This window comes from Aminobacter sp. Y103A (assembly GCF_030294925.1).
Lineage (GTDB): Bacteria > Pseudomonadota > Alphaproteobacteria > Rhizobiales > Rhizobiaceae > Aminobacter > Aminobacter ciceronei.
Window position 1 is genome coordinate 4,586,883 of sequence record NZ_AP017986.1, and the last position, 16,183, is coordinate 4,603,065.

A 16,183-nucleotide genomic window follows, 5' to 3' on the forward strand; every position below is an offset into this window, starting at 1 on the left:
CCGCATCACAGCGAACCCTCTGGCCTTGGCAGCAAAAAGAACATAGCATGAACAAATGGCAGTTCTTTCGACCCGCGAGAAACTCGCGATCCTTTCCGACGCCGCGAAGTATGACGCTTCCTGCGCCTCGTCAGGCGCCGGCGGGCGCGACTCGCTCAAGTCTGGCGGCATCGGCTCGACCGAGGGCATGGGCATCTGCCACTCCTACGCCCCCGACGGCCGCTGCATCTCGCTGCTCAAGATCCTGCTGACCAATTTCTGCATCTACGACTGCAGCTACTGCATCAACCGTTCGTCCTCCAATGTCCGCCGCGCCCGCTTCACGGTCGACGAAGTGGTGCGGCTGACCATGGATTTTTACAAGCGCAATTACATCGAGGGATTGTTCCTCTCGTCAGGCGTCATTCGCTCGCCCGACGAGACCATGACGGAGATGGTGGAGGTGGCGCGGCGGCTGAGGCTCGACGAGAAATTCGCAGGCTACATCCATCTCAAGACCATCCCCGAGGCGTCTGCCGAGCTGATCGAGAAGGCAGGCCTCTATGCCGATCGCCTGTCGATAAATGTCGAACTGCCGACCGATGAGGGCGTGAAGCGGCTGGCGCCGGAAAAACGGCCGGAGACGATCCGCGTCTCGATGGCAAAGCTGCGTTCGAAGATCGAGGAGAAGGCGGAACCGACGCTGAGGACGAAGACTCGCGAGCGTTTTGCACCGGGCGGGCAGTCGACGCAGATGATCGTCGGCGCCGACGCCACTTCAGATGCCCGCATCCTCAAGACCAGCGCCCGGCTCTATGGCAGCTACCAGTTGCGCCGCGTCTACTATTCCGCCTTCAGCCCGATCCCCGACGCCTCCTCTGCCCTGCCCCTGAGGAAGCCGCCGCTGATGCGCGAACACCGGCTCTACCAGGCAGATTGGCTGATGCGCTTCTACGGCTTTGAACAGGGCGAGATCCTCGACGGCACGCCTGACGGCATGCTCGACCTGGAGATCGACCCCAAGCTCGCCTGGGCGCTGCGCAACCGCGCCTCCTTTCCCCTCGACGTCAACCGCGCCGACAAGGAGAGGCTGCTGCGCATCCCGGGCCTCGGCACGCGCGCAGTGGAGCGTATCCTGGAGACCCGCCGCTTCAAGCGGTTGCGGCTCGATGACGTTGGCCGTCTTTGCCAATCCATCACCAAGGTCCGCCCGTTCATCGTCGCCGACGGCTGGTCGCCGGGCGCCGCCACCGACGCTGCACGGCTGCGCGAGGCGATTGCGCCGAAGCCGCGGCAACTCGAGCTGTTCCGATGACCGGCCAACCCGCCTTCCCACTGGCCGCCTACGCCGTGCATCTCGCCGGCCCGACCGACTTCGACGGCTGGCGCGATGCGGCACGCAGGCTGAGCACCAACGAGGTGAAGCCCGAGGACATCGAATGGCATGTCGGCGGCGAAGGGGACGAGCTGCCGGCGCCGACCCCGGGCGTCGAACTCAGGGTCTCCCGAGATTTCATCGAGCGCGCGGCCATCGTCACCTGCCATTCCGACAGCGAACGTTTCGCACTGCTCTATCGGCTGCTGTGGCGGCAGCGCAGCGAGCCTCATTTGCTCCGCATCGCCTCCGACCCCGACGTGCGCCGCTTCGAGGCGATGGAAAAGTCGGTCAGGCGCGACGAGCACAAGATGCATGCCTTCGTCCGTTTCCGGAAGATCGGCGACGGTGACGAAGAGCGCTTCGTCGCCTGGTTCGAGCCTGACCACTTCATCCTCGAATTGGCAGCACCGTTCTTCGTGCGTCGCTTTACCGGCATGCACTGGGCGATCCTGACGCCACACGGCTCGGCTGAATGGGACCGCGAAAGACTGGCGCTAGGCCCCGGCGCTTCGAAGGATGATGCGCCCGCCGCCGACCAGTCGGAGGAGATGTGGCGGACCTATTTCGCCAGCATCTTCAATCCCGCCCGCCTCAAGGTGAAGGCGATGCAGGCGGAGATGCCCAAGAAGTATTGGCGGAACCTTCCCGAGGCGTCGCTCATTCCGGAGCTGATATCAGGCGCCGACGCGGCTGCCCGGGAAATGATCGCGAGGATGCCGACGATGCCCGCAGCGCATCACCAGGCGATACAAGCCAGACACTGGCCGGCTTTGGAGCCGTCGCCGGAGACAGAGGCGCATTCGATCGACGCTCTGCGCCAGCAAGCAAGCCAGTGCCGGCGCTGTCCGCTGTGGAGCGAGGCGACGCAGACGGTGTTCGGCGAGGGTTCTGACAATGCCGAACTGGTGTTTGTCGGCGAGCAGCCCGGTGACCAGGAGGACCTGCAGGGCCGGCCATTCGTCGGCCCGGCCGGCAAGATCTTCGACGCGGTGCTCGGCGAAGCCGGCATCGAGCGGACGGCAGTCTACGTCACCAATGCCGTCAAGCACTTCAAGTTCGAACCGCGCGGCAAGCGTCGCATCCACAGCAAGCCCAATGCCGGCGAGGTGCAGGCTTGCCGCTGGTGGCTGGCGCAGGAGTTGACGCTGCTAAAGCCGAAGCTGATGGTGGCGCTCGGCGCGACCGCGGCCCAGTCGCTGCTGGAGGCGCCAGTGGCGATCACCAAACAGCGCGGGCAGACCATCAAACGCGACGACGGCCTCGCCGTTTTCCTGACGATCCACCCGTCCTACATCCTGCGCATCCGCGACCCGCAGGAGGCGGCAGCCGAGCGCGCCCGCTTCGTCGCCGACATCAGGACGGTGCGCGAGATGATGGCAGGCTAACGCAAGGCCAGACCCGTCCCACCCGGCAAAAGGCGTATGCCAGCTACCGGATCAGGATCGCCCTGAGGTCGTTGACGTTGGTGCCGGTCGGCCCGGGGACGAAAAGATCGCCCACCGAGTTGAACGCCGTCCAGGCATTGTTGCCGGCCAGCATCGCCTTGGCGTCGACGCTGACAGCATGCATGCGCGAAACAGTGGAGCCGTCGGCAAAGGCGCCGGCATTGTCCTCGGAACCGTCGATGCCGTCGGTGTCGGCGGCCAGCGCGTCGATGCCCTGGAGGCCGTCGATGCCGATGGCGAAGGCAAGCAGGAACTCGCTGTTGCGGCCGCCCTTGCCCTTGGCCCTAAGGGTCACCGTGGTCTCGCCGCCGGACAGGATCAGCACCGGCTTGTTGAACGGCCGGTTGCGGGTCGCGACTTCGCGGGCGATGGCCGCATGCACGCCACCGACCTCGCGTGCCTCGCCCTCGATGGCGTCGGAGAGGATAACGGTCTCAACGCCCTGCATGCGCGCGGCTTCGGCGGCAGCGTCGAGCGACACGGCGGCAGAGGCGATGACATGCACCTCGTTGCGGGCGAAGCGCGGGTCGGTCGGCTGCGGCGCGTCGGCGGCAGCCGAGTTGATGTGGGCCATGACATTGGCGGGCAGCGCGATGCGGTAGGTTTCGATCAGGCGCAGCGCATCGGCGCGCGACGCCTCATCAGGCACCGTCGGACCCGAGGCTACCAAAGCCGGACTGTCGCCGGGAATGTCGGACACGACAAGCGAAACGACGCGGGCGGGATGCGCCGCTGCAGCCAGCCGGCCGCCCTTGATGCCCGAAATGTGCTTGCGAATGGTGTTCATCGCCGAGATCGGCGCGCCGGAAGCGAGCAGCGCCTCATTGACGGCGATCTCATCGGCAAGGGTCAGGTTCCCCGCCGGCGACGGCAGCAGCGCCGAGCCGCCGCCCGAGATCAAAGCGACGACGAGGTCGTCCTCGGTCAGGCCGGAGATCGTCTGGAGCAGAAGCTTCGCCGCTTCGAGGCCGTTGGCGTCGGGCACCGGGTGCGAGGCCTCGACGATCCTGATGCGCTCGCAAGGGGCGGCAAAGCCGTAGCGGGTGACCACCACGCCCTCCAGCGGTCCGTCCCAGGCTTTTTCGAAAGCGGCCGCCATCTGGGCCGAGCCCTTGCCGGCGCCAATGACAATCGTCCGTCCCTTGGGCTTTGCCGGCAGGTGGCGGCGGATGGTGAGCTCGGGATCGGCGGCCGCCACGGCGGCTTCGAAAACGCTGGTCAGCAACTGCTTCGGGTCGGTCATGGCCATCGGGACGTTCAAACTCTTTCAGCTGTTCGCAACGGGGGGCAAGGCGAGTTCGCGGCTGGGAATGCCGAGATGCTCGGCGACCGCCGCCACCACCACCTCGTGGTCCTGGCGCTCCGGCAGTCCTGAAACGGCAATGGCACCAATGACACCGACGCCCTTGACCTTGATCGGGAAGCCGCCGCCGGCCAGCACATAGTCTTCGATGGGCAAGGCCTCGCCGATCGGGAAGGTACGGTCCTCGCGGGCCTTGGTCAGCACCATGCGGTAGCTGCTGCGGTGGAAAACCTTGACAACATTGATCTTGCGCCGCGCCCATTCGGTGTTGCCACACGTCGAGCCCGGCAGGGCGCAGTAAAACAAGGTCCGGTCCCAAAGCCTGATGTCGACCACGATCGGCAGCTTTTCGGCAACGGCGCGGGCGCGGATGGCCGAGCCGATATCGAAGGCAACCGCCTCGTCGAAGCGCTCAAAGACCAGTCGGTCCTCCTGCTCGGCGATCTTTTTCAGGTCCTCGGCTGCTGCCATCGTCCGTTCCTCCGTCAGACACGGCTCACATGGCAGACGCGAGGCAATGACGCAAGGTCAGGCAGCCTGATCCATCGTCGTCTTGGCGGCTTTGCCTGCGACATAAACTTCCACCACGGCGCGGTCGTCGCCGAGCGTCTGCAGCAGGAACAGCTCCTCGGCCAGCGTGCCGCAGCGCTCCATCCTGAGCCGCATGCCAGGCGTGGCGCGGGCGTTAAGCACCACGAGGTCGGCGTCGGTGCCGACGTCGAGCGTGCCGACCTTGTCTGCTATCGACAGCGCCTCGGCATTGCCGCGCGTCAGCTGCCAGTAGGAAGCCAGCGGGTTCAGCTTCTCGCCGTTGAGCGCAATGACCTTGTAGGCCTCGTCCATGGTGCGCAGCATCGAATAGTTGGTGCCGCCGCCGACGTCGGTGGCGGTGGCGATCCGGAGCGGCCTGTCACGCTTGCGGTAGCGCTGGTAGTCGAACAGGCCCGAGCCAAGGAACAGGTTGGAGGTCGGGCAGAACACGGCGATCGAGCCATGCTCGGAGATCGCGTCGGATTCACGCTCGCCGAGATGGATGCAGTGGCCGAGCAGCGTGCGTTTGCCGAGCAGGCCGTAGTGTTCGTAGACGTCGGTATAGTCGCGCGACCAGGGGTAGAGCTCCTGGGTGAAGGCGATCTCGGCGTGGTTTTCCGACAGATGCGTCTGGATGTGCAGGTCGGGATGCTCGCGCGCCAGCTGGCCGGCCATCTCCATCTGCTCGGGGGTCGATGTGATGGCGAAGCGCGGCGTAATGGCATAGTGCTGGCGGCCCTTGCCGTGCCATTCCTTGATCAATGCCTTGGTATCGTCATAGCTCGCCTGCGGCGTATCGAGCAGACCGTCGGGGGCATTGCGGTCCATCATCACCTTGCCGGCGATGTTGAGCATGTTGCGCTCATGCGATTCGGCGAAGAACGCCTCGGCCGACTGCTTGTGCACCGAGCAATAGGCGGCAACGGTCGTCGTGCCGTGGCGCACCATCTCGTCGAGGAACAGGCGCGCGATGCGGCGGCCATGCTGGGTGTCGATGAAGCGCGTTTCCTCGGGGAAAGTGTACTTGTTCAGCCATTCCAGCAGCTCGGCGCCATAGGACGCAATGATCTGCATCTGCGGGATATGGACATGCCCATCGATGAAGCCGGGCAGGATCAGATGCGGGCGATGGTCGACGACCTTGGCGTCACCGGCCTGGGCCGCGATCTCCGAATAGGCGCCGACGGCCGCGATCTTGCCGTCGCGCATCAGCACCGCACCATCTTCCTCATAGGCATAGGACGCATGGTCGTCTGCGCTATCGGGCCAGCGCAGGAAGGACAAGGTACGGCCGCGAAGGAGTGTGGTGGTCATGATCGAACTCTACAGGCTTTCTGGCGTGGCCACATCGCGGCCCGTTTTGCCGCGCGTCAAGGTGAGCGCGACGAGCGCGCCTCGAACTTTCAATCCGTAGGTCGCAGGCGCTACTTGCGCGCCTGTTCATACCAGGCGACCAGCAACGCCCGCTCCTCGGGTGTGATCTGGGTCACGTTGGCCGGCGGCATGGCATGGCTGCGGCCAGCCTGCAGGTAAATCTCACGCGCATGCAAGGCGATTGCGTTGTCGGTCTCCAGCACCACGCCCTTCGGCGCATGGTAGACGCCTTCGTAGGACGGCTCGTTGGCGTGGCACATGGCGCAGCGGCCGAGAACCGTGTCACGAACCTTGGGGAACTGGGCTGCGGCAATATAGGGCTCGGTGAGGACGGAGGCGTTCTTGTCCTCGCCGGTCAAAACCTTGGGCACGGTCGACAGCCACATGATGACGACGAACAACAGGGCAGCGGCGAGCCAGGTCCAGTGCGGGTTGCCTTCACGCTTGTGCACCGTGTTGAAGTAGTGGCGGATCAAGACGCCGATGATGAAGATGAGCGCGGCGATGATCCAGTTGAACTCGGTACCGAAGGCCAGCGGGTAGTGGTTCGACAGCATCAGGAATACGACCGGCAGGGTCAGGTAGTTGTTGTGCGTCGAGCGGGTCTTGGCGATCTTGCCGTATTTCGGGTCAGGCTTGCGGCCGGCGATGAGGTCGGCCACGACGATCTTCTGGTTCGGGATGATGACCATGAAGACGTTGGCCGACATGATCGTCGCGGTGAAGGCACCGAGATGCAGGAAGGCGGCACGGCCGGTGAACAGCTGCGTATAGCCCCAGCTCATGAACACGACGACGACATAGAGGATGATCATCAGAAGCGTGTCGTGGTCGCCCAGCTTCGACTTGCAGAGCAGGTCATAGACGATCCAGCCGAGACCGATCGAGGCGAGCGAAATGGCGATGGCGACAGGCGCCGACACGTCGAGCACGTTGCGGTCGACAAGGAACAGCTCGGCGCCGCCGTAATAGACCAGGCAGAGCAGCGTGAAGCCGGACAGCCAGGTGGCGTAGGATTCCCACTTGAACCAGGTCAGGTGCTCCGGCATCTGGGCGGGCGCCACCAGGTATTTCTGGATGTGGTAGAAGCCGCCGCCATGAACCTGCCATTCCTCGCCATGGGCGCCGACCGGCAGGCCGTCATGCTTGCGCAGCCCGAGATCGAGCGCGATGAAGTAGAACGACGAGCCGATCCAGGCCATGGCGGTGATGACATGCAGCCACCGCACGGCGAAGCTCGCCCAGTCCATGAAAAACGCCAAGTCGTACATCCGCCGTCCCTTTTTCGCAGCGTGCCGATCTTACGATGCCCGATGCATTGGGGAAGTGAAAGGATTCGCGATGACTTTCAAAAAAATCTGGAAAATACTAGCGTAGCGCTGCACGGCACAAGCCGGCTATGGAACCATCGGTCTCGCATGGCATATCTCGACAATATCGCGGTCTTCGTTCGCGTCGTGGAACTCGGCAATCTCTCCGCCGCGGGCCGTGACATGCGCATTTCGCCGGCGGTCGCCTCCAACCGCATCAAGGAACTGGAGAAGCACCTCGGCGTGCGCCTGTTCAACCGCACGACGCGCCAGTTGATGCCGACCGAGCACGGCAACGTGTTCTATTCCGGCGCCAAACAGGTGCTGGAAGCGATCACCGAGGCCGAAGCCGCGGTCTCGGCGCTTTCCGGCCAGCCGCGCGGCACCATCCGCGTCACCGCCCCGCTCGGTCTGGGCCGTCGGCTTGTCGCCTCGGGCATTCCCGAATTCCACGACAAGTATCCCGACATCGAGGTCAGGCTCAGGCTTTCGGACCACAATGTCGATATCCTCAAGGAAGGTCTCGACGTTGCCTTCCGGCTCGGCGTGATCGAGGATTCCAGCCTCAGGATGCGCGGCATCATGGAATGCGAGCGGGTGCTGGTCGCAGCACCCAAATATCTGGAAAAGCGCGGCGAACCGGAAAGCGCCAATGAGCTGATCGGCAAGAAGCATGACTGCCTGATGCTGCGTTATCCCGGCTCACGCGAATATTTCTGGACGTTGGAGACGCCCAACGGGCCGACCAAGTTCGAGGTCCACGGCCCGTTCGATTCCGACGACGGCGACGTGCTGACCGGCTGGGCGCTGGCCGGGCGTGGCATCATCAACAAGCCGCGCTTCGAGGTAGAGCCCTTCATCCGCGACCAGCGGCTGAAGATCATCCTGCCGCAGACGCCGCCGACGCCGGTGCAGTTTGCCGCCGTCTATCCGCACAAGAAGCTGCAGGACCCGAAGGTCCGGCTGCTGCTCGACTTCATGGCGGAGCGCTGCCACAAGCTGATCAAGGATATCCTTGCTGGCAAGTGAGGCGGGCGAAGACGTTAGGCCGGCACCTCATCCCTCGATCGCCTGGTAGGCCGAGGTCCAGAAGTCGACATAGTGCTTGGGCGCCTCGGGCGAATCCATCAGCTTCTGGGACAGCAGGATGCCGGCAAGGTCATTGGCCGGGTCGGCATAGGCAGAGGTGCCATAGCCGCCGTCCCAGCCGAACCTTCCCGGCGTCGTAAAGAGATTGTCGCGCTTGAGCGCCACCGACATGCCGAGCCCCCAGCCGGAATTGCCGTTGAAGAACATCGCAGCGCTCGCCTTCTGCTCGTCGGTGAGCTGGTCTGACGTCATCAGCTCGACCGAGGCGCGCGACAGGATGCGCTGGCTGCCAAGCTTGCCCTTGCCGAGCATCATGCGTTGGAAGGCGAGATAGTCGTCAGCCGTAGAGACAAGCCCGCCGCCACCGGATTCGAAAATGGCCGGCCTGGCGAACAGCCCGCCCTTGGCCTCGTCATAGACGCCGAGCTTGCCGCTCTGGAAATCCCTGGAATAGGCGGTAGCAAGCCTGTCGACCTTCTCGGCCGGCACATGGAAGCCGGTGTCCTTCATGCCGAGCGGGCCGAAGATGCGCTCCTGCATGAAGGCGGACAAAGGCTGGCCGGCCACGCGCGCGACAAGCACGCCGGCGACGTCGAGGCCGGTGTGGTAGAGCCAACCCTTACCCGGCTGATGCGCGAGCGGTAGGGAACCGACGGCCTTCATGAAGGCATCGGGCGAGCCGCGGTACAGGTCGGCACTTGGCGCGATGCCGGCTTCGGCCATCGCATGCTGCACCGGATAGGCGAAGGGATAGACCATGATCGCGCCGACGCCGAAGCGCAGGGTGAGCAGGTCGCGCAGCGTGATCGGCCGGCTGGCCGGAACGGTGTCGGTGAGCTGGCCGTCGATGGCGTTGAGCACCTTGCGGTGGGCAAGCTCGGGCAGCCATCTGTCGACCGGGTCGTCGAGGCGCAGCCTAGATTCCTCGACCAGGATCATTGCCGCGACCGCGGTGACCGGCTTGGTCAACGAGGCGATGCGAAAGATGCTGTCGCGGCGCATCGGCGCCGTACCGCCGAGCGCAAGCGCACCCGCTGCCTCGACATGGGTCTCGCCGCCGCGACTGACCGCCCAGACGAGGCCCGGCACGTCGCCGCTTTCGACATGGCCCGCCATGACCTTGTGCATCCGCTCGAGGCGGTCGGTTGCGAACTTGCCTGTCATTATCGTCGTGCTCCCTGATCCTGTTGTCGTCGCGCTTGCCGCGGCTGACTGTTCCTGCTGCGCCGATGCCGGCGCGGGCAGCAGCAGCGCGGAAAGGGCTGCGCCCTTCATCATCGTGCGGCGGTCCATTCCTGAAATGCCGTTCATGTCTTCCTCGCTGGCCGAAAGAGATCCAAACTGATTGCATCTACTAACTGGTTGCAAAATAGGCAGACTGATTTTATATTGCAACTGGTTTTTTGGAGACACTTTGCATGAACCAGCAGCATCGGTCGGGCTGTCCGATCAACCTCACCCTCGAGGTGGTCGGCGACAAATGGAGCCTCATCGTCCTGCGTGACATGATGTTCGGCAATCGCAGGCACTTTCGCGAGTTGCTGACGCAGTCTGAGGAAGGCATCGCCTCCAACATACTCGCCGACCGGCTGCGTCGGCTGCTCGACGACGGGCTGATTAGCAAGGCCGACGATCCCAGCCACAAGCAGAAGGCGATCTACTCCCTGACCGAGATGGCGATAGAGTTGCTGCCGGTCTTCGCCCAGATCGCCGCCTGGGGCCGCAAATGGCTGCCGGTCAGCGAAGAGCTCAGCATCCGCGCCGAACTGCTGGAAAAGGGTGGGCCTGAGATGTGGGAGCGCTTCATGGAAGAGCTGCGCACTGACCATCTCGGCGAGCCGCTGTCGGAGGCAGCGCAACAACGGCTTCCCGTGCGCCTGGAACTGCAGGCGGCCTATCTCGAAGTCGTCGCCCGTAACGCCGGATCAGCTTGATTCTCCACTAGGCCAGCCCGGAACCGAACTGTCATATGGCTGTTGTAGCCTGCGTGAGCCGCCTGCCAGTCGCCGGGCGGCGCGACCAGCCATCAAGGAGGAGGCACGTGATTTCCCATCCGACGCGCAACGATCTCAAATCCAACGCCAAGAAGGTTTCGATCGAGCTTCTCAACGCCCGGCTCGCCGATGCGATCGACCTGGCGCTGATCACCAAGCAGGCGCACTGGAACGTCAAGGGGCCGCACTTCATCGCCATCCACGAGATGCTGGACGGCTTCCGCAAGGATTTGGACGAACACGTCGACACCATCGCCGAACGCGTCGCCCAGCTCGGCGGTGCCGCCCTAGGCACCTCGCAGGTCGTCGTCGAGGCCAGCAAGCTGAAGCCCTATCCGACCGACATCTCCAAGACCAAGGATCATATCGCAGCTCTGATCGACCGCTATGCCGACGCCGCGAAAAGCGTGCGCACGGCCATCGACGAGACTGGAGAGGCCGGCGACGCCGATACCGCCGATATCTTCACTGCCTATTCGCGCACGCTCGACAAGTCGCTGTGGTTCCTCGAAGCCCACATCCAGGAAAGCGAATAGCCGCCAGCCTGGTTGCCGCCACGCCGGTCAGTTCGCCCTGACAAGCGCGGTCATGATCTCGGCTGCGGCGAGCGCCGCAATGACGGCGGGACGCTTGTCTTTCACCGCGTCACCGCCGATCGGACAGATCAGCCCCGCGAACTGTTCGTCGCTGCCACCTGCGGTCTTGAGAAACCAGCTCCTGAACGTCGCCTTCTTGGTCTTGGAGCCGATCATGCCGACATAACAGGTGTCATCGCGCTTCAACGCTTCGGCGACGATCAGGAAGTCGAGCGCGTGGTCGTGGGTCAGAACGACGAAGGCCGAGCCTGAGGGGGCTTCGCGAACCATCTCTTCCGGCATCGGCGTCAGCCGCGTGACGACATTGTCGGGCATGCCTTCGAGCGCGTCGGCGCGGGTCTCGACGACGACGACGTTGAGCGGCAGGAGCGCGAAGGCAGATGCCAATGCCTGCCCGACATGGCCGCCGCCGAAGACATAGACATGCGGACGTCCCGCGTCGGATGCCTCGGCGCCGGCCAGCAGATCGGCGCGCATCGCTTCGTCGACGTTCCTGACGGCAACCTCGACGCGGCCGCCGCAGCACTGGCCGATCTCCGGCCCGAGCGGAATGTCGAGCGTGAGGCTGTCCTTGGTTTCACTGGTATGGTCGAGATAGCGCGCCGGGACGGGATCGCCGGTGACGTGCTCCATGACCGTGCTGCGCTTGGACGAACCGGCCAGCATGGCACGCGCGGTGTCGATCGCCATGAATTCCAGCTGACCGCCGCCGATGGTGCCGAAGATGCGCTGCGGCGACACCAGCATCCACGCGCCTTTTTCGCGCGGGGTCGAGCCCCTGGCCTCGGCCACCTCGACCAGTGCCACCGAAGGCGCTGCGTCAAGGAAGGCCCGGAGGCTCTTGGCGGTCGCGGTCACTTGGCCTGGGCCGCCTCGGCCCGGAGGCGTTCGATCGCCATCAGCACGCGCTCGGGCGTCGCCGGAGCGTCGAGGCGCGGACAGATCTTGTGGTCGGCGACACTTGCCACCGCATCCGACAGCGCATGCAGCACTGCCATGCCATGCGGCAGCGGCGGCTCGCCGACGGCCTTCGAACGATGGATCGTCGGCTCATAAGCCTCGGACCAGTCCGTCAGCGCGACGTTGAAGACTTTGGGCCGGTCGGAAGCGAGCGGGATCTTGTAGGTCGACGGCGCATGCGTGCGCAGCCGACCCTTGCCATCCCACCACAACTCTTCGGTGGTCAACCAGCCCATGCCCTGGATGAAGCCGCCCTCGACCTGGCCGATATCGATGGCCCGGTTCAGCGAACGACCGGTGTCATGCAGGATGTCGGCGCGCTCGACAACATATTCGCCGGTCAAAACGTCGACCGATACCTCGGCGCAGGCCGCGCCATAGGCGTAGTAGTAGAAGGCATGGCCCCTGCCCTTGCTGCGGTCCCAATGGATCTTCGGCGTCTTGTAGTGGCCGGCGGCCGACAGCTGGATGCGGTTGAGATAGGCCTGCTTGACCAGGTCGTTGAAGGCAATCTCCTGATTGCCGACGCGCACGCGGTTGGGCAGGAACACCACCTGGTCGGCCGGCACCTGGTACTTCTCGGCGGCGAAGTCGGTCAGCCGCTTGCGGATCTGCCGCGCCGCATCCTGGGCCGCCATGCCGTTGAGGTCCGCGCCCGACGATGCTGCCGTGGGTGCGGTGTTGGGCACCTTGGCCGTGGTGGTCGCGGTGATCTTCACCCGGTCGAGGTCGATCTGGAACTCTTCCGCCACCACCTGCGCCACCTTGAGATGCAGGCCCTGCCCCATCTCGGTACCGCCATGGTTCATGTGCACCGAGCCGTCGGAATAGACATGCACCAGGGCACCGGCCTGGTTTGACTCGGTTTTGGTAAACGAGATGCCGAACTTGACCGGCGTCATCGCCAGGCCGCGCTTGACGAAGCGGCTGTTGGCGTTGAAGGCTGCGATCTCGCGGCGGCGGCGGGCATATTGCGCGCTGTCCTCGAGCTCGGCCACGATGCGCTGGATGATGCAGTCCTCGACCTTCTGGTGGTAGGGCGTGAGGTTGCGCTCGCCCGGCGTGCCCATCGGATCGTAGAAATTCAGCTTGCGGATTTCGAGCGAGTCCTTGCCGACGGCAAAGGCGACCTCGTCGATGACGCGCTCGGCGCCGACCATGCCCTGCGGGCCGCCGAAGCCGCGAAACGCCGTATTCGACACCGTATTGGTGTAGAGCGGCGCCGACTTGGCATGCACGTTGGGATAGAAATAGGCGTTGTCGCAGTGAAACAGCGCACGGTCGCCCACCGGACCCGACAGATCGGCCGAGAAGCCGGCATTGAGCGCGAACATGTAGTCGACGCCGAGGATGCGGCCCTCATCGTCGAAGCCGACCTCGTAGTCGATGGCGAAGTCGTGGCGTTTGCCGGTGGCGGTCATGTCCTCGTCACGGTCGAGACGGACCTTGACGGCGCGCTTGTGCTTCTTGGCGGCGATCGCGGCGATCGCAGCACACTGGTTGGCCTGGGTTTCCTTGCCGCCGAAGCCGCCGCCCATGCGCCGCACTTCCACCTGGACTGCATGGCTCGGAACGCCGAGCACATGGGAAACGAGATGCTGGGTCTCGCTCGGTCCCTGCGTCGAGCAATAGACAGTTACCTCGTCGTCCTCGCCGGGCACGGCGAGCGAGACCTGACCTTCGAGATAGAAATGGTCCTGGCCGCCGAGCTTCATCCGCCCCTTCACCCGGCGCGGAGCAGCGGCTATCGCCGCTGCTGCGTCGCCGCGATTGAGCGTCAGCGGCGTTGTCACCTGCTTGTCGTTCTCGGGGTCGAGGTCCCAGATACCAAGGATCGCCGGCAACTCTTCATACTCGATCTTGGCAAGGCGCGCCGCCTGGCGGGCCTGCTCGCGGGTCGTGGCGACGACGGCGAAGATCGGCTGGCCATGGAACTGGACTTTGCCCTCGGCCAGGACCGGGTCGTCATGCATGCCACTCGGCGACACGTCGTTCTCGCCGGGCACGTCGGCATAGGTCAGCACGTCAACGACACCGGGGGCCGCGCGAACAGCCGCGAGGTCGACCGACTTCAGCGTGCCATGGGCGACATTGGACAGGCCGAGGCCGACATGAAGCGTGCCTGCCGGTTCCGGCATGTCGTCGATGTAGATCGCCTCGCCGGCGACGTGCTTGTGGGCGGAGTCGTGGCGCTGGTCGGTGTGGACGCCGCCGGAGATCTTGGCGGCCTTGAGGTTCGGTTGATGCTGGGTCATGTCACGCAGCCTCGTATCTCGACACCGTCAACGGCGCCTTGGTGTCTGTCGTCTCCATGTAGAAACGCAACAGCAGGTTCCTCGCCGCCAGCGCGCGGTATTCGGCGGTGGCGCGCATGTCGGTCAGCGGCGTGAAGTCCTCGGCGTATTTGGCCATAGCTGCCTCCACCGTTGCTTCGGTCCAGGGCTGGCCGACCAGGGCCGCTTCGACCGCGCTAGCGCGCTTCGGGGTCGCCGCCATGCCGCCATAGGCGATGCGGGCTTCGGCGACGGTGCCATCCTTGGCAAGGCTCAGCCAGAAGGCGCCGAGTGTTGCGGTGATGTCCTCGTCCCGGCGCTTGGTGATCTTGTGGACGGCGAAATGGACGCCCTTCGACGGCACCGGCACATGCACGGCCTCGACGAACTCGCCCGGCGCGCGGTCCTGCTTGCCATAGGCGATGAAGAAGTCCTGCAGCGAAATCGTCCGCCGTGTCTTGCCCTTGCGCAGCGTGAGCGTCGCGCCCAACGCGATCAAGGGCGGCGGCGTGTCGCCGATCGGCGAGCCATTGGCGATGTTGCCGCCAATGGTGCCCATGTTGCGCACCTGCTCGCCGCCGATGCGGTCGATCAGCGGGCCAAGCGCCGGAATGTGCTTCGACAGCGTCTCGAAGGCTTCGGTATAGGTGACGCCGGCGCCGATCGTGATTACGCCCCTGTCATGTGACAGGCCCTGCAGGCCCTCGATGTTGGCGATGAAGACGACGGGCGCGATCTTGCGCATATGCTTGGTGACCCAGAGGCCGACATCGGTCGAGCCGGCGACCACGGTCGCTGTCGGCTCTGCTTCGAGCACGGCGGCGAGATCGTCGACAGTTGCCGGGATGACGAAGCGGTCCTTGCCTTCCCCGACCTCGACGCGTACGCCGTCACGGAAGGCTTCGAGCCGTGCGGTGATCGCCTTGCGCTCGACCAGCAGCGGATCCTTGGCGACCTTGCCATAGTCGGAAATGGCGCGTGCTGCGCGCATGATCGCCTCGTAGCCGGTGCAGCGGCAGAGATTGCCCTGCAGCGACTTCTCGATCTCGGCGTCGGAAGGCTCCGGCGATTTCATCCACAGGCCATAGAGCGACATGACGAAGCCAGGCGTGCAGAACCCGCATTGCGAGCCGTGGAAATCGACCATCGCCTGCTGAACGGGGTGCAGCCGGTCGCCGCCGCCGGCGAGATGTTCGACAGTCACGACATGGCAGCCGTCGAGCGAGCCCATGAAGCGAATGCAGGCATTGACGCTTTCATAGGTGAGCTTGCCGCCGGAGAGCCGGCCGACCAGCACCGTGCAGGCGCCGCAGTCGCCTTCGGCGCAGCCCTCCTTGGTGCCGCGCAGCGAACGCTGCAGGCGGAGATAGTCGAGCAGTGTAGCGTCTGGAGCGACATCGGAAAGCTTGATGTCCTCGCCATTGAGGATGAAGCGGATGTGATTGCGTGTCTTGACCATCGTCATGGCTCAACTGCCCCGATAGGTGGAATAGCCGAAGGGGGAAATCAGCAGCGGCACATGATAATGCGTCGGCTCGGCCATGCCAAAGCGGATCGGCACGATGTCGAGGAAAGCCGGCTTCGGCAGCTCGGTGCCCAGGCCACGGAGATAATCGCCGGCAGCGAAGATCAACTCGTACTCCCCGGCCCGGAACTCGTCGCCGGCCAGAAGCGGCGCATCGCAGCGTCCGTCGGAATTGGTCGCGACCGTCTTCAGCAGCGTGCGTGCGTCGCCGTCGATCCGGAACAGCGAAACCACCAGGCCTTCGGCAGGCTTTCCGGTCGCAGTATCAAGGACATGGGTTGTGAGGCGTCCGCCTTCGGCCTTTGTCATTCGCTCTCCCTATTGGCGCTGAACGCCATCGTCATGGATTTTGCGCCATTTAAGGCCATTGCATAAGGTGCGGTCGAGCAGAGCACTACAAAAAGACTTTCAAAATTTTTCGAGGGA

14 protein-coding genes are annotated in these 16,183 nt (G+C 64.5%); 5 read left to right on the plus strand and 9 right to left on the minus strand.

Annotated elements, in window-relative coordinates; genetic code table 11:
* Positions 1–55 precede the first annotated feature (55 nt).
* Together Amn_RS22460 and Amn_RS22465 are read left to right on the plus strand one after the other, a co-directional pair.
* Positions 56–1,294, plus strand: a complete 1,239-nt coding sequence (locus Amn_RS22460; RefSeq protein ID WP_263006161.1) for a putative DNA modification/repair radical SAM protein — start codon at positions 56–58, stop codon at positions 1,292–1,294.
* The gene (locus Amn_RS22465; RefSeq protein WP_182575209.1) at positions 1,291–2,742 is read left to right on the plus strand and encodes a UdgX family uracil-DNA binding protein; all 1,452 of its coding nucleotides are present in this window, start codon (positions 1,291–1,293) and stop codon (positions 2,740–2,742) included. The genes Amn_RS22460 and Amn_RS22465 overlap by 4 nt, the downstream gene beginning before the upstream one ends.
* A gap of 43 nt (positions 2,743–2,785) precedes the next feature.
* Here the strand turns inward: Amn_RS22465 and Amn_RS22470 are convergent, their stop codons facing one another.
* The 4 genes from Amn_RS22470 to Amn_RS22485 all read right to left on the minus strand — a co-directional run bounded on the left by Amn_RS22470 (position 2,786) and on the right by Amn_RS22485 (position 7,281).
* Complete coding sequence (locus Amn_RS22470) at positions 2,786–4,051, minus strand: glycerate kinase type-2 family protein (RefSeq protein ID WP_286292016.1); 1,266 nt, start codon at positions 4,049–4,051, stop codon at positions 2,786–2,788.
* 18 nt (positions 4,052–4,069) lie between these two features.
* On the minus strand, positions 4,070–4,576 hold the full coding sequence (locus Amn_RS22475) for a heme-degrading domain-containing protein (RefSeq protein ID WP_067958063.1): 507 nt from the start codon (positions 4,574–4,576) through the stop codon (positions 4,070–4,072).
* Between the two features lie 57 nt (positions 4,577–4,633).
* Entirely contained in the window at positions 4,634–5,950 is a 1,317-nt protein-coding gene (gene guaD / locus Amn_RS22480; RefSeq protein WP_182575211.1) for a guanine deaminase, read from the minus strand.
* 110 nt (positions 5,951–6,060) lie between these two features.
* On the minus strand, positions 6,061–7,281 hold the full coding sequence (locus Amn_RS22485) for a urate hydroxylase PuuD (protein WP_192314617.1): 1,221 nt from the start codon (positions 7,279–7,281) through the stop codon (positions 6,061–6,063).
* A 147-nt stretch (positions 7,282–7,428) separates the two neighbouring features.
* On the opposite strand from Amn_RS22485, the gene Amn_RS22490 reads away from it, so the two are divergent.
* Entirely contained in the window at positions 7,429–8,349 is a 921-nt protein-coding gene (locus Amn_RS22490; protein WP_067958054.1) for a LysR family transcriptional regulator, read from the plus strand.
* A gap of 27 nt (positions 8,350–8,376) precedes the next feature.
* Here Amn_RS22490 and Amn_RS22495 read toward each other — a convergent pair whose 3' ends face one another.
* Positions 8,377–9,720, minus strand: coding sequence for a serine hydrolase domain-containing protein (locus Amn_RS22495; RefSeq protein ID WP_286292021.1), 1,344 nt, complete (start codon positions 9,718–9,720; stop codon positions 8,377–8,379).
* Positions 9,721–9,827: 107 nt separating this feature from the next.
* On the opposite strand from Amn_RS22495, the gene Amn_RS22500 reads away from it, so the two are divergent.
* Together Amn_RS22500 and dps are read left to right on the plus strand one after the other, a co-directional pair.
* Positions 9,828–10,343 carry a winged helix-turn-helix transcriptional regulator gene (locus Amn_RS22500; RefSeq protein ID WP_286292023.1) on the plus strand — a complete coding sequence of 172 codons (516 nt, stop codon included), beginning with the start codon at positions 9,828–9,830 and terminating at the stop codon, positions 10,341–10,343.
* Positions 10,344–10,450: 107 nt separating this feature from the next.
* A complete protein-coding gene (gene dps, locus Amn_RS22505; protein ID WP_067958045.1) occupies positions 10,451–10,939 on the plus strand; it encodes a DNA starvation/stationary phase protection protein Dps in 489 nt (162 codons plus the stop codon).
* A gap of 27 nt (positions 10,940–10,966) precedes the next feature.
* On the opposite strand, the gene xdhC is transcribed toward dps, so the two are convergent.
* The 4 genes from xdhC to uraH are packed head-to-tail and all read right to left on the minus strand — an operon-like array spanning position 10,967 to position 16,066.
* Entirely contained in the window at positions 10,967–11,857 is an 891-nt protein-coding gene (xdhC, locus tag Amn_RS22510) for a xanthine dehydrogenase accessory protein XdhC (protein WP_067958042.1), read from the minus strand.
* Positions 11,854–14,214: a xanthine dehydrogenase molybdopterin binding subunit gene (xdhB, locus tag Amn_RS22515; RefSeq protein ID WP_154386414.1), complete on the minus strand. Its 2,361-nt coding sequence runs from the start codon at positions 14,212–14,214 to the stop codon at positions 11,854–11,856. Before xdhB ends, xdhC begins: the two co-directional genes overlap by 4 nt.
* 1 nt (position 14,215) lies before the next feature.
* Positions 14,216–15,697: a xanthine dehydrogenase small subunit gene (gene xdhA / locus Amn_RS22520; RefSeq protein ID WP_067958035.1), complete on the minus strand. Its 1,482-nt coding sequence runs from the start codon at positions 15,695–15,697 to the stop codon at positions 14,216–14,218.
* 3 nt (positions 15,698–15,700) lie between these two features.
* Positions 15,701–16,066, minus strand: coding sequence for a hydroxyisourate hydrolase (gene uraH / locus Amn_RS22525; RefSeq protein WP_067958031.1), 366 nt, complete (start codon positions 16,064–16,066; stop codon positions 15,701–15,703).
* Positions 16,067–16,183: the final 117 nt, after the last annotated feature.